The 13755-nt window shown below is 68.7% G+C and carries 12 protein-coding genes and 1 tRNA gene; 2 read left to right on the top strand and 11 right to left on the bottom strand.

Translation table 11 applies throughout. The features are described from left to right. The first annotated feature begins 175 nt into the window (after positions 1-175). Both AWC18_RS17820 and AWC18_RS17815 read left to right on the top strand, forming a co-directional pair. Positions 176-249, top strand: a tRNA-Arg gene (locus AWC18_RS17820). A gap of 211 nt (positions 250-460) precedes the next feature. Continuing rightward, the gene (locus AWC18_RS17815) at positions 461-1219 is read left to right on the top strand and encodes an enoyl-CoA hydratase (protein WP_064996108.1); all 759 of its coding nucleotides are present in this window, start codon (positions 461-463) and stop codon (positions 1217-1219) included. A gap of 10 nt (positions 1220-1229) precedes the next feature. Here AWC18_RS17815 and AWC18_RS17810 read toward each other — a convergent pair whose 3' ends face one another. The 11 genes from AWC18_RS17810 to AWC18_RS17760 form a co-directional block, all read right to left on the bottom strand. Next, a complete protein-coding gene (locus tag AWC18_RS17810) occupies positions 1230-2417 on the bottom strand; it encodes a dihydrolipoamide acetyltransferase family protein (protein ID WP_085139608.1) in 1188 nt (395 codons plus the stop codon). A gap of 10 nt (positions 2418-2427) precedes the next feature. Beyond that, a complete protein-coding gene (locus AWC18_RS17805) occupies positions 2428-3477 on the bottom strand; it encodes an alpha-ketoacid dehydrogenase subunit beta (protein ID WP_085139607.1) in 1050 nt (349 codons plus the stop codon). Further along, the gene (gene pdhA / locus AWC18_RS17800) at positions 3477-4571 is read right to left on the bottom strand and encodes a pyruvate dehydrogenase (acetyl-transferring) E1 component subunit alpha (RefSeq protein WP_085139606.1); all 1095 of its coding nucleotides are present in this window, start codon (positions 4569-4571) and stop codon (positions 3477-3479) included. The genes AWC18_RS17805 and pdhA overlap by 1 nt, the downstream gene beginning before the upstream one ends. 89 nt (positions 4572-4660) lie before the next feature. After that, positions 4661-7231, bottom strand: coding sequence for a multicopper oxidase domain-containing protein (locus AWC18_RS17795; protein WP_085139605.1), 2571 nt, complete (start codon positions 7229-7231; stop codon positions 4661-4663). A gap of 43 nt (positions 7232-7274) precedes the next feature. Beyond that, positions 7275-8525 carry a sulfotransferase family protein gene (locus tag AWC18_RS17790; RefSeq protein WP_085139604.1) on the bottom strand — a complete coding sequence of 417 codons (1251 nt, stop codon included), beginning with the start codon at positions 8523-8525 and terminating at the stop codon, positions 7275-7277. Continuing rightward, entirely contained in the window at positions 8522-9586 is a 1065-nt protein-coding gene (locus AWC18_RS17785) for a DUF1214 domain-containing protein (RefSeq protein ID WP_064998493.1), read from the bottom strand. Before AWC18_RS17785 ends, AWC18_RS17790 begins: the two co-directional genes overlap by 4 nt. Next, on the bottom strand, positions 9579-10184 hold the full coding sequence (locus AWC18_RS17780; protein ID WP_234806576.1) for a TetR/AcrR family transcriptional regulator: 606 nt from the start codon (positions 10182-10184) through the stop codon (positions 9579-9581). The genes AWC18_RS17785 and AWC18_RS17780 overlap by 8 nt, the downstream gene beginning before the upstream one ends. 84 nt (positions 10185-10268) lie before the next feature. Next, complete coding sequence (locus AWC18_RS17775) at positions 10269-11192, bottom strand: ketopantoate reductase family protein (protein ID WP_085139602.1); 924 nt, start codon at positions 11190-11192, stop codon at positions 10269-10271. 4 nt (positions 11193-11196) lie between these two features. Beyond that, positions 11197-12372: an enolase C-terminal domain-like protein gene (locus AWC18_RS17770; protein ID WP_085139601.1), complete on the bottom strand. Its 1176-nt coding sequence runs from the start codon at positions 12370-12372 to the stop codon at positions 11197-11199. Positions 12373-12395: 23 nt separating this feature from the next. Further along, complete coding sequence (locus AWC18_RS17765) at positions 12396-13196, bottom strand: HpcH/HpaI aldolase/citrate lyase family protein (protein WP_085139600.1); 801 nt, start codon at positions 13194-13196, stop codon at positions 12396-12398. Beyond that, positions 13193-13681: a MaoC family dehydratase gene (locus AWC18_RS17760; protein WP_064998488.1), complete on the bottom strand. Its 489-nt coding sequence runs from the start codon at positions 13679-13681 to the stop codon at positions 13193-13195. Before AWC18_RS17760 ends, AWC18_RS17765 begins: the two co-directional genes overlap by 4 nt. Positions 13682-13755: the final 74 nt, after the last annotated feature.

The following is a 13755-nucleotide window of genomic DNA, read 5'->3' as shown; positions in this document are numbered from 1 at the left end:
CAGCGAGGCTCGACGAAGGAGAGCCGAAGCTGGGAACGCCGCCTGGGTACCGCGTTTCAGCGAGGCTCGACGAAGAAGAGCCGAAGCTGGGAACGCCGCCTGGGTCCCGCGGTCGGGCGGCTTTGCTCGGTCGGCGCGGATCGACCTCTACCAGCGGATAAACTGGACCCGCATTGCCTCCGTAGCTCAGGTGGATAGAGCACATGACTTCTAATCTTGTGGTCGCAGGTTCGAGTCCTGCCGGGGGCGCGTCAGCCGGGGCGAAGCGCTAGAAATCGACCCCGAAGTCGACTTTGTGTCGTCGAACGGCGAAGATACCGGGGAACTCAGGAAAGGTAGCCAATGAGCCACGAACGTACGATCATGCTTTTCACCTTCTTCATGATCGGACTGGTGGCGGCAACCGCAGTTGCCGTCGCCTTCATCGCCTGACCGGTAGCGCGCCCCAGCACCGTCTCCAATGACACGCCCCGACCTCGTCTTATACGACGTCACCGACCGCGTAGCGCTGGTCACTGTCAATGACCCAGACCGGCGTAACGCCGTCACGGGCGCCATGTCCGAGCAGCTGCGGGCCGCCGTCGAGCGGGCCGAGGCCGACCCCGGCGTGCACGCGCTGGTGGTCACCGGTGCGGGCCGGGCGTTCTGCGCCGGAGCTGACCTGTCGGCTCTCGGTGTGGCGACCGAGGACGGGCTGTTGGCGCTCTACGACGGTTTCATGGCGATCGCCCAGTGCACGTTGCCCACCATCGCGGCGGTCAACGGTGCGGCGGTGGGCGCGGGCCTGAACTTGGCGCTGGCCGCCGACGTGCGGATCGCCGGTCCGGCGGCGCTCTTCGACGCCCGGTTCCAGCAGCTGGGTCTGCATCCCGGCGGCGGCGCCACCTGGATGCTGCACCGGGCGGTGGGGCCTCAGGTGGCTCGGGCCGCGCTGTTGTTCGGTATGCGTTTTGACGCCGAGGCCGCGGTCCGGCACGGCTTGGCCCTGCAGACCGCCGACGACCCGGTGGCCGCAGCGTTGGCGCTGGCTGCCGGGCCGGCATCGGCCCCCCGGCAGGTGGTCTTGGCGACCAAGGCGACGATGCGCGCCACCGCCAGTCCCGGTGCGGCCGAGGGTGACCAACACGAGTTCGCCAAGCAGACCGAGCTGGGTCCCCAGGCAGCCAGCGTCGAGTCGCCGGAGTTCGCTGCCCGGCTGGCCGCGGCACAGCGCAGATAGCAGCGCCCGACTAGAGATCCAACAGCGCGGTCTCCGGTTGTTCGATCAGATCGCGCAGCGTGCACAGGAATTCAGCGGCCTGCGCGCCGTCGGCTACGCGATGGTCGAACGCGCACGTCAGCGTCACCTGCGGACGCACCACCACGGCCTCGCCCACCGCCACCGGCCGTGGTTTCAGCGATCCGATGCCCAAGATGGCGGCCTCGGGGTAGTTGATCACCGGCACCCCGTCGTCGAGGCCCAGCGCCCCGAAGTTGGAGACGGTGAACGTCGACCCCTGCAGCTCGGCCGGTGTGAGTGTGCCGGCCCGGGCCCCGGCGATCAGCCGGGCGACGGTGTCGGCGAGTTCGCGCGTGGTCTTGCGGTGCGCATCGAAGACCACCGGCACCAGCAGGCCGCGGGGCGCGGCCACCCCGAAGCCCAGATGCACGCCGTGATGGGTGCGGATCAGCGGGCCCTCCGGTGCTTCGACCCAAGTGGCGTTCAGCACCGGGTGGCGGGTCAGGGCGATGACCACCAGACGCAGGATCAGCACGAACGGGGTGATCGTCGCACCACCCGCCTCGACCAGCCGGTCCCGCAGCTGCAGCAGGTTGGCGCCGTCGACGACCACACTGCCGTGCGCGTCGGGAATCTTGCTGCGCGACAGTGCCATCCGCTCGGCCATGGCCGCCTGTACCGGGCTGGGCCGACGGAGTTCCTCCTCGGGAGCCGGCTGGCCGGCAGCGGCTCGCACGCCGTCGGGGGTGATCACACCGCGCGGTCCGGGCGGCACGCGGCTCAAGTCCACACCCAACTCAGCGGCGAGTTTGCGGGCGGCCGGCTTGGCTTTGGGCCGCCCGGTGGTGGACGTGCAGGTGCGGCGGCTGGTGTCGAAGGTGTCGTCGGCGCCGTAGCCGACCAATACCGGCGCGCGCCCGGTGGGCGCCTCCGGCTGCTCGGCCGGTGTGCCGGTGTCGATGCGCACCAACGGTGCCCCGACCGCGAGGACGTCTCCCACCGCGCCGCCCAGTTCGACCACCCGGCCGGCATAGGGGCTGGGGATCTCCACCTCGGCTTTGGCGGTCTCCACCGAGCACAGCGGCGCGTTGAGGTCGATCAGGTCGCCGACGGCGACGTTCCAGCTGGTCACCGTCACCTCTTCGAGCCCCTCCCCGAGATCGGGGACGGTGAAGGTCTGGACCGTCTCGGTGCTCATGGTGCGTCCCTCACGGCGCCTCCATGACGCGCTGCACGCAGTCCAGCAACCGGTCGGGGCCGGGCAGCCACAGTCGTTCCAGCCGGGCCGGTGGATACGGGGTGTCGAATCCGCTGGCGCGCAACACCGGTGCCTCCAGCTCGTAGAACAGTTCCTCGGAGATGCGGGCCGCCAGTTCGGCGCCGTAGCCCAGGTTGCGGGGGCCCTCATGCAGTACCACGCATCGCCCGGTGCGCCGGACCGAGGCTGCCACGGTGTCGAAGTCCAGCGGGACCAGCGAGCGCAGGTCGACCACCTCCAGGCTCCACCCGTGGTGTTGCGCGGCGATGTCGGCCGCCGACATCGCGGTGGCCACGCCACCGCCGTAGGTGAGCACCGTGACGTCGGTACCGGCCCGGCGTACGGCAGCACACCCGATGCCCGGCGCGGGGTGTTCGGTGTCGACCGGTCCGCGGGCCCAGTATCGCCGCTTGGGTTCCAGGAACACCACCGGGTCGGGGGCGGCGATCGCGTGGCGCAGCAGCCAGTAGGCGTCCGACGGGTCTGCGGGCACCACCACCTTCAGCCCGGCGGTGTGCGCCCAATAGGTTTCGGTGGATTCCGAATGATGCTCGGCCGCACCGATTCCACCGAAGGAGGGAATGCGCACCGTGACCGGCATCGACACCGCGCCGCGGGTCCGGGTCCGGTACTTGGCCAGGTGGCTGACCATCTGGTCCAGTGCCGGGTAGCTGAAGCCGTCGAATTGGATCTCCGGTACCGGCACGAAGCCCCGAATCGCCAATCCGACGGCGATGCCGATCACCGCCGATTCAGCCAGTGGTGTGTCGAAACACCGTTGATCGCCGAAGGATTCGGCCAGGCCCTCGGTCACCCGGAATACCCCGCCCTGCACGCCGACGTCGGTGCCGAACACCAGCACCTTCGGATCGGCATCCATCGCGTCACGCAGCGCCCGGTTGAGCGCCGCCACCATGGTCAGCTCTTCGGTTCCGGTGGTGGATCCGGTCGCCGCGGCGGGGGTGGCCGAGCGGGTGGGCGGTTCCAGGATCTGGGTCATCAGCGCCCCCTGCCCAATTCGGCGCGCAGCGCGGCGCGCTGCTGCTGCAGTTCCGGGGTGATGTCGGCAAAGACCGTGGTGAACACCTCGTCGATGTCGGCATCGGCGGCCCCGACGGTGGCTTCTCTCAGCTCGGTGCGCATGCGCTGGGCCCGAGAGTCGGCCCGGTCCTCCAAGCGCTGCGACCAGATGCCGATAGTGCGCAGGTAGGTGCGGTAGCGCGGGATCGGGTCGAGTGCGGCCCACTGGTCGACTTCGGCGCTGCTGCGGTAGCGGGTCGGATCATCAGAGGTGGTGTGGGGGCCGAGCCGGTAGGTGACGGCCTCGATCAGGGTGGGGCCGTCACCGTGTCGTGCCCGCTCGGCGGCTTCAGCCATCACCGCATAACAGGCCAGCGGATCATTGCCGTCCACCCGGATTCCCGGCATGCCGTAGCCGATCGCCTTGTGCGCCAGCGAGACAGCGGCCGTCTGCCTGCTCAGTGGCACGGAGATGGCCCATTGATTGTTCTGCACGTAGAACACGCAGGGGGCGTTGAACACGGCGGCGAAGTTGAGGGCTTCGTGTACGTCGCCCTCGCTGGTGGCGCCGTCGCCGGTGAACGCGACCGTGACGGAATCCTCGGACAGTCGTTGGGCGGCCATCGCCGCTCCCACGGCGTGCAGCGTCTGGGTGCCGATCGGAACCGAGATCGGCGCACAGTTCTTCTCGGTGAATTCCAGTCCGCCGTTCCATGTTCCACGCCAGGCGGCCGCGACATGGGCCGGCGGGATTCCCCGGGTGACGAACACTCCCAGCTCGCGGTACTGCGGGAACAGCCAGTCGGTCTTGCGCAGGCACGCGGCGGCGCCGACTTGGGCGGCCTCCTGGCCGCGACACGACGCGTAGAGCGCAAGCTCGCCCTGGCGTTGCAGGTTGACCAGTTCGGTGTCGAGTTCGCGGGTGAGCACCATCTGCTCATAGAGCCAACAGAGGGTTTCCTCGGGCAGGTCCCTGCTGTAGCGACTCTCGGCGGTGGGCGCCCCGTCCGGCCCGATCAGCTGCACAGGCTCCAGGGCGACCTGTGGACCGGTAATGCCTGGTAGCTGGCCCATGCGAGCCTCCTTGTGACGCTGATCCCATTATGCCAGCGAACATCGATCGCCCAGGTCATCCGCACCGCGGGACGCACCGTGTCGGGCCGTCAGCCGGTGACCTCGAAGATGCCGTGCGCCCCGTTCTCGGCGTGCCGCATGTCGTGATCCATGAACGGGTAGTGACCCGGTTCGGGGAACGTGAGCTCAACGAAGCCGCCCTGAGCGGGCGCCAGGTCGAGGGCTTGCGATCCCCCGGGCTCACTGGGCCGCAGCAGCCAGGCGCCCTCTTTGTAGACGGTGTCGAACTGCGACCCGACGACATGGAACGCGATCGAATCGCCCGGGCCGGCGTTGACCACCCAGATGCGCACCCGTTCGCCGGTGCGCGCCGGCAGTGGGAAGTGCATGTACTGAGCCGCAGTCCCATTGAACATCCACCCGTCGGGCGCGCCGGCGCGGATGGCCGTGGTTTGGGCCTCGGAATCCGGCGCGTTGGCGTAGAGCTGAGCACCGACCAAGGCATATTCCCGGTCCACTGCGGGCAACCCGGGCGGATCGACGATCACCGCCCCGTACATGCCGTTGGCGATGTGCAACGCCATGGGCGGGGTGCTGCAGTGATAGAGCCAGGCGCCGGCCCGTTGCGCCGTGAACCGGTAGACCAGCCGCTCCCCCGGCGCCAAGGTGCGCATCGGCTGGTCCGGGGCGAGTGCTCCGGCGTGAAAGTCGATGCCATGCCCCATGGTCGCGTCGTTGATGAGCGTGATCTCGAAGGTGTCCCCGACCCGGCCGTGCAGGGTCGGCGCCGGCTCGACGCCGCCGAAGGTCCAGCGGACCTCGCGGCGGCCGGGCGCGATCTCCAGTTCCCGGTCGACGGCGCGTAGTTCCACCCGATGCATGCCCGGGGTCGCCGGTGCCAGCACCGCATCGCGCGGCGCCCAGCCCGGGGACGGATCGGCGGCCAGGTCCAAAACAGTCGGCGCGGGCAGGCCACCGCGTCCCCCACCGGTGTGCGCATGCCGCGGGACGCCACCGAGGGCGCGGATCGCCATAGTCATTCCGGCCGCCCGGTGACCGGGGACGTCACACCACGCTTCCCGGTCCTGGTGCACCACACCGAGATCCAGCACGGCGCTCTGGCCGCGGCTCAACCGCGGGGTGCGCTCGCCGGTGTCGACGTGCAAGTCGTGCGGCAACCCGTCGATGTTGGTGACGCGCAGGACAAGTCGCGTTCCAGCCGGCACGGTGATCACATCCGGACTGAACCGCATGTCTTTCAGCGTGACGTCTACGGTGTGGGCCTCGGCCGAGGTAACGGCACCAGACGGCGCGGGGTCGCCGATCCCGAGCCCCAGCGCCGCCGAAACCGCGGCCACCGCAGCGACGGCCACCGCCCCGGTGACCGCCCGGGAATGCGGCACGATCTTGTCGACATCGAGCGGTCCGCGCAGTGCCACGGGCAACGCGAGCCTCAGGGCCAGCAGGACGAAGCCGGCGACCGCCACCGCGGCCAGCACCCAGCCGATCAATGGCAGCGGTGCTCGCCACGGTCCGGCGACCAGCGGTACGGCGATGTTGATCGCGCACACCCGCGCCTGCCAGCCCTGGTCCAGATAGCCGATGACGGCTTTGCGCACGGGCGGACCGTTGGCCACCAGGATCGGCAGCAGCTGACTCAAGGCGCCCAGCAGGATCTGGGCGACGAAACCGACTGCCAGCAGCGGCAGCAGGGTGTTCTCGACGAATGCCGGAAGCACGTCGGTGGAGCGGGCTGCGATCAGCCGGATCGTCTCGATCATCACGGCGACACCCAGCCAGGCCGTCGCCCCGACCAGCATCCAGGCCGCGGGACCGGTGAAGCTGCGTCCTGGCCACAGCCCCGCGATGGACAGCCCGACGCCGGCCGCATACCCCAGCAGTCCCGCCGCGGTCAGCCACCAGCTGTCGGTGAGTTGACCGGCCACCGCGACCGACAGGCCCACCGCCAGCGTCGGCAGCGCGCGTTTGGCCATCGCGAAGCTGCGTTCACTGATCTTCTCCCGGATTGTGGTGGGCCACAGGGTGAATAAGGTTCCCACCACGGTCAGCCCGATCCACCCGTAGAGCATCACGTGCACGTGGGTGGTCCACAGGCGCGCATACCACCGGGCCTCCCCGAACGCCATGGCAGCACCCGCCGCCGATCCGGCCAGCAGCGCCGCCACAGCGGCCAGGTAGAAGCCGACCAGGTAGTCGAAGCGCGCCGATAAGGCCGACTTCTTCATCGCGATCAAATCGGCACCGTGGGCGACGGCCACCGCGGCCACAGCGGTGCCGCCCAGTCCGGTCAGCGCCGCGGCGTCGAAGGCCACTCCGGCCAGGGTCGCGATCACGGCGAGGTTGAGCAGGGACAGCTTGGCCACCAGATGCCACTGCGGCGGGTCGGGTACCCGGCACAGCGTGGTGGTGAAGTGTCCCGACCAGATCACGATCGCGTTGGTGGCCGCCCCGAGCAGCAGCGCGTGAACCGGCAGCCAGACCGGGTGGGCCAGGACGTTGTGGGCGACCAGCAGCGCGACCGCGACGGCCAGCCAGCCCAGCACCACGATGTTGGCGCCGAGGAACACCGGCCCGCGCGGTCCGCCCCGACGGCGACGTTTGGCGACCGGCGACTGGGGCGGCGGCCCCAACGGAATCATGTTCGCCAGGCTACGGCGAGGGCGTCACCCGAGGTAAGAGACTTTAGGCATCGTCGACGAATCGCCTTCGGTAGTCGCCCAGGCGAGTAGCGATCTCGTCGGCATCCAGCCCCAGATCGGCCGGCTGGTAGTCGACCGCGCCGTAGCGCCCGCGGGGGTGATCGACGCAGAACTGCGCCATCGCTTCGGTGGCCCGGGCATCCAGGGGCTGACCCGCGAGCTCGTAGATGGCGGCCACGGTGGCGTCCTCGTCGGCCATGAAGTCCTCGAACCGCACGTCGACGGACTGGGCTGCCGGTAGCACGTCGCGGTCACGCAGGCAGCCGGTGAGCAGGTCGTCGGCCCGGTCCAGCCAGTACTTCGAGATCTTCACCGGATCGGGACGATCGCATGCCATGCGTGCGGCGTAGCTGATCATGGTCGCCATCGAGCGCGTCACCTCGACCGGGTCGCGGTGGGTGACAACGAAGGTGGCGTCGGGGAAGGTGGCATACAGCGCGGGGAACTGCTCCAGATGCTGGGGCGACTTGAGCACCCATCGGGTTCCGCCGCGCAGCCATTGCAGCGCCTGCAGGGTGCGCTTCATATACGCGTACGACGGGCTCTGATCGTGTGTCTTGTAGTGCTGCGCGAATGTGGGTACGTAGTAACTACATTCGAAAAGCATTCCGGAGATGTCATTGCCCAGCAGCTGGATCTCTTCGTGCGCATGGTCGACGGTCATGTCGTGCATGCGTTTGAACTCGGGCATCGAGGTGTTGATCAGATCCAGGCCCACGGCGCAGCGCTCTCGCCTGGCCTGCGGGTCGGGTTCTCCCGGAGTGGCAATCGGCTCCATGCTCTCCCAGTAGGGCAGGTAGCGCAGTGCCGGGTCTGCGGCGATCAGGTTGTGCAGGTGGGTGGTGCCGGTGCGCGGCAGCCCGCAGATGATGATCGGGCGTTCGATCTCGACGCTCTCGATCTCGGGGTTCGCCGCGATCAGATCTTCCAGCCGAAGTCGATTCACCAGGTGGCCTACCAGTTGTTCGAAGACCATCGCCCGGCCGACGCCGGACAGGTCGGCTTCGGCGACCAGCGACTCGCACAGCACGTCGAGACGGTCGCGGAATCCGCTGTCTCCCCAGTTGTCCAGGCCGGTCCGTTCGGTCGCGGCCTGCAGCAGGACCGCCGGTGAGAGTTGCAGTCCGGCGCCGTAGCCGGCCAGGCCGGCGCGCATCGGGCCGGCGGCCTCGGGAAAGACCGGGTCGGCAAGGTCGTCGAGTCGGATCGGACCCGGGCGCGTGGCGGCGCTCATGAGGCGATCTCGGCGACGTCGGTGACCCGACAGCTCAGGGGGGCTGGGGTGGCCTCGGGCAGGAACCAGCGCAGCCAGATCAGACCTTTCGACCGGCCCGCCGTGGACACCCAGTTCGGGTGTCCGGGATCGGTTTCGCTGATCACGATCTGCCAGGACCCGTCGGGTGCGTAGGCGACGTGGGCGCCGTTGATCGTGACGCGCTCGCGGGTGTAGTCGTAGGTGTGCAGGAACGGATTCCACAGGCACAGATTCCAGAACACACACGGCGGTGAGGTCCCTTCGATGACCAGCGCCTGTCCGGGTTGCAGGTCGTAGGCGCCCATCGCGTAGGCGGCATCGCCGGCAGCCCATCCCACGGTGCGACTCGGCACGGGATACGGCTCCTGCAGGACGTTCGCCGGCAACCGCACCGGCGCCATGGCGGCCTGCTCTCGAATCCAGGTACGCGCCGCGCGCATCCGTCGGCTCAGGTCAGCCCGGCTGTCGGGCCGCCGCGGAGTGTCGTCGAGTGCCTCGATGTTCCACCGCACGCGCCGATCGGTGTCGGGGTCGGTGAAGTAGTCGCGGGTCAGGATGAATACGGCGTCGGGCTCCAGTTTGAGCCAGTTGCCCTGCTGCTCTTGCGCACTGATGATGAACTCGAAGTTGCCGTCGTCGTCCGGAGCCAGGTCGCGATCGTTGATGGTGTCGATGATGCGGTCGCTGTAGCGCCCGTCATCGGGGCCACCGTAGACGGTCATGGACAGATAGACCGCACCGCCGCGGTTGCCGGTGACCCGGTAGCTGCGACTCGGGTCGATCGGCGCCAGTTGGTAGAAGGCATCGGAGTTGTCCCCGCCCCATTTCAGGTACGGGCCGATCACGTCGACCAGGATCGGCTTGTCCGCATCGCCCCAGATGTAGGCCTCCGAGGCGACGCGCAGCAGGCTCAACGCCCATCGGTAGCCGTCGAGGATGTCGGCCTCCTCCAGCGGCGGATCGGCGCTAAGCAGACGCTGCTCGACGGCACGGACCTCGTCGAGCAGGTCGCCGAACGCATCCGACAACTCGTCACTCATCGCGGTTCTCCCTCTTTCTCATCCCCTGCAGCAGCAGGGAGCACAGCCTGTCGGCGGCGGCCTCGACGGTGTCGGTGGCCAGCACTTGGGTGACGTAGAAGCTGGTGCCGACCAGGGCGTCATAGGCGATCTCGATATCGATGTCGGCATCGAGCACGCCTTGGTCGATGCCGGCGCGGACCAGCTCACCGAACGCGGTGCGGGTCGTTTCGTCGAGCAGCTGTTGGGTGCGGATGAACAGCTCAGGATCCCGGTGGCGATCGGCCAGGATGCCCAATGCTGCGGCAGCCACGTCCGGTGCGCGCCAGAACTCGAACACGCCGGCCACGAAGTGGCGCAGGTCTGCTTCGAAGTCTCCGGAGCTGCCCAGCACGTCACCGGCCTCGGCGGCACCGAAGACCGCGTCGAACACCAGATGGGTCTTCGACGGCCAGCGTCGGTAGACGGTGGGGCGGCTGACGTCTGCTTCGCGGGCGATCGCCTCGATGGACACCTGGTCGTAGCCGTCGCGGGCCAGCAGCCGGCGGGCGGCTTCGGTGATGGCCTGTTCGGTGCGCGGATCGCGTGGGCGTCCGCGACCGGCCGGGGTCTGACTCACTGTGGCGTTCGCTGTCGGCAGCTCACCCTCTAAACAGTTACATTACGTAACGTAATTAGTCAACGGTGTCTTGTGAGAACAGCCCTACGAGGTTTTCCACTGGCGTTCAACCGCTTTGACCAGTGCTGTCAGCGTGGCGTTCACGGGGGCCTGCTCGCCCACCTGCGCGGCCGTGCGCACCACGGCACCGTTGATGACGTCGATCTCGCTGACTCGACGGGCCAGATGATCCAACAGCGCAGACGGTTTGGCGTTGGGCATCTGCGCACCGAAAGCCCGGACATGTTCCACCGGGTCTGCGACGTCGATACCGATTCCGGCGGCGCGGGCCACCATCCAGGCCTCGGTTGCGGTGGCTCGGCTGACCGGTCCCATATCCGCGTCGTCCATGACCTGGCCCACCGTCATACCGGTCAGCGCACACGGCGCACTGTAGGCCGCGTTGCAGATCAACTTCTCCCACTGCATCGCTGCGATGTCGGCAACCGCGGCGGCGTCGAATCCCGCCGCCGACCACACTTGAGCGATCTGCTCGACGGTCGAAAACGGCAGCGCCGCATAGGCGCCGAACCGGACTGCACGCATCGCGTTGTGGTGCACATGCCCCGGGGCGGGACGCGAGGCTCCGAATCCACTGGCGATACCCACCGCCACCCGCGCCCCGCCGACGATGTCGGCAACGACGTCGGCCGACCCGAGTCCGTTCTGAATGGTCAACACCGGCGTGTCCTCGCCGAGCAGCGGCAGTGCCTGCTCGGCCCCGGTGGCCACGTCGGCGGCCTTGACCGCCAGCACCACCAGATCCATCGGCTCGGCCGGCGCCGTGGTGGCCGCGCGCATGGGAACCACCTGGTCTGGCTGCGGTCCGCTGATCCGCAGGCCGTTGGCGGCGATGGCGTCGATGTGCGCACTCGACCGGTCGATGGCCAGCACGTCGTTTCCGGCCGCAGCCAATCGGGCGGCATAGATGGAACCCATAGCGCCGCAGCCGATGATCGCGATCTTCATCTGTTCATCCCACCAGGTCGGCGATCACCGCGGCCAGGTCGGGCTTGCACTCCAGCCCGAATCCCGCTGCGTCGGTGGGCGCGATGGTTCCCTCGGCCAGCACACAACCGGGTGCGTAACCACCGAACGGAGCGAACACTCCGGGATAGGACTCGCAGCCGCCCAGGCCCAGCGCGACCACGATGTGCAGATTGATCAGATGCCCGCCGTGCGGGAAGGCGAAGCGCCGGTCAAACCCGTGCCGCTCCAGCATCTCGATCATCCGGGCGTATTCGGTCAGCCCGTAGCTGAGCCCGGCATCCATCTGGAAGATGTCGCTGCCCGGCCGCATGCCGGCGTAGCGAACCAGGTTGGTGGCATCGCGCACCGAGAACAGGTTCTCGCCGGTGGCGATGGCGCCGTCGTAGGCCGCGATCACCGCGGCATTGAGGGCGAAGTCGAGTGGGTCGCCCGGCTCTTCGTACCAGCGCAGTCCATAGGGGCTCAGCACCTGCGCCCACTGCACCGCGGCAGCCTCGTCGAACCTGCCATTGGCGTCGACGGCGACGCGGGCCCCGCTGCCGACGATGTCGATCACGGTCTCGATGCGGGCCAGGTCCTCGCTCGTCGAGGCGCCGCCGATCTTCATCTTGACCGCGTCGTAGCCCAGATCGAGATAGCCGCGGATCTCGCTGCGCAGCCGGTCCAGGGCGGCTTTCGTGTCGTCGCCCGGGTAGTAGTAACCGCCGGCGGCATACACCGGGACGGCGGTCCTGACGGCGTCGCGGTGAAAGTAGTCAGCGATGGTGCGGTAGGCGGGCTCGTCGGCGAGTTTGGCGTTGAGGTCCCAGCACGCCAGCTCCAGTGCGGCCGCGGCGCCGGCCCGGTCGCCATGCCCGCCGGGCTTCTCGTCGGCCAGCGCAGCGCCCAGCACCCGCGCGGGATCGATCCGGCCGGCGTCGTCGAGCAGTGAGTCGGGCTGCGCGCGCAGCACTCGCGGGATCATCCGGTCGGCCAGGATGCCGCTCTGGGCGAATCGGCCGATCGAGTTGAACGCGACGCCGGTCACCGGCTTCCCGTCGCGGATCTGGTCGCTGACCACCGCAACCAATGAGACCGTGTGCCGGGAGAAATCCACTAAGGCGTTGGCGACCTCGCCACGCAGGCGCACCGGTGTCTCGATGATCTGGGTGATGCGCATGCGCTGTCAGTCCTCCTGGTGCGTCAATCCGCTCGCCGCAGAATGGCTTCGGCGTGCCGTAGCACTGGGGAGTCGACCATCTGTCCTTCGAACGCGAACACCCCACGTTCGGTCTGCGCCGCGGCGAGCACCCTGCGCGCCCAGTCCACCCGTTCCGGGGCGGGCCGATAGGCGTCGCGGACCACCGCGATCTGGCTCGGGTGGATGCACACCGTAGCAGCGAATCCGACCGCGGCGCCATCGAGCGCTTCGGCTCGGAGGCCGTCGAGGTCGCCGATGTTGAGATAGACCGCGTCCAAAGCGGCCCGGCCGAAAGTCGACGCCGCCAACAGGACACTCGAGCGCACGTGGCGGGCCACGTCGCGATACCGGCCGTCGGCGTGGCGGCTGGAACCGCCACCCATGGCGGCGACCAGATCCTCGGCGCCCCACATCATCGCGACGCACTGCTCCGCGGCGGCGATCTCGGCGCAGAACACCGCGCCGCGTGGGGTCTCGATCAGCGCCACCACCTCCCGGGGCGCCAGCGCGGCGACCTGTGCGGCGGATTCGGTCTTGGCCAGCATCACCGTGGTGTAGGCGGTGTCGGCCAGGGCCTCCAAGTCACGGGCCTGATCCTCGGTTCCGGCGGGGTTCACCCGCACCACGGTCCGCTCCGGATCCAGCGGCGTGCTGCGCAGCGCCTCGCGTGCGGCGGGCCGATCCGCTGCGGCCACACCGTCTTCCAGGTCCAGGATCACCACGTCGGCGACCGCGGCCGCTTTGCCGTAGCGCTCCGGGCGATCCGCGGGGCAGAACAACCAGGCCGGTCCGACGCTGTTCATCGCGCGTCCTCCGCGGGCCGCTTGCGCACCAGCGTGGTACGGACCGCGCGGGCGACGATGTCGCCGTGCTGGTTACGCCCGATGTGCTCCAGCGTCACGATGCCCTCGCCGGGGCGACTCTTGGACTCCCGCTTGTCGGTGCAGACGGTCTCGGCGTACAGCGTGTCGCCGTGAAAGACCGGCTTGGGGAACGACACCTCCGAGAAGCCCAGGTTGGCCACGATGGTGCCCAGCGTCAGCTGCGCCACCGACAGGCCCACCAGCGTGGAGAGGGTGAACATCGAATTCACCAGGCGCTCACCGCGGAAGCCCGGTTGCTGGGCGGCCCACGCCGCATCCAGATGCAGCGATTGAGTGTTCATGGTCAGCGTGGTGAACAGCACGTTGTCCGCTTCGGTGATGGTGCGCCCGGGACGGTGGGCGTAGATGGTGCCGATCTCGTATTCCTCGAACCACAGTCCACGCTGCTCGACCGTCTTGCTCACGCCGCTTCCCTTTCGCTGTATCCGCTGCTATGTCCCCCGCTATGTCCCCCACCGAGCCTTCCCCCGCCATGACC

Origin of the sequence: Mycolicibacter nonchromogenicus (genome assembly GCF_002101775.1) — a bacterium.
In the GTDB taxonomy this organism is placed as follows: Bacteria; Actinomycetota; Actinomycetes; order Mycobacteriales; family Mycobacteriaceae; genus Mycobacterium; species Mycobacterium nonchromogenicum.
The sequence above is the reverse complement of the archived record's forward strand: the minus strand, read 5'-3'. Positions and strand labels throughout refer to the sequence as shown.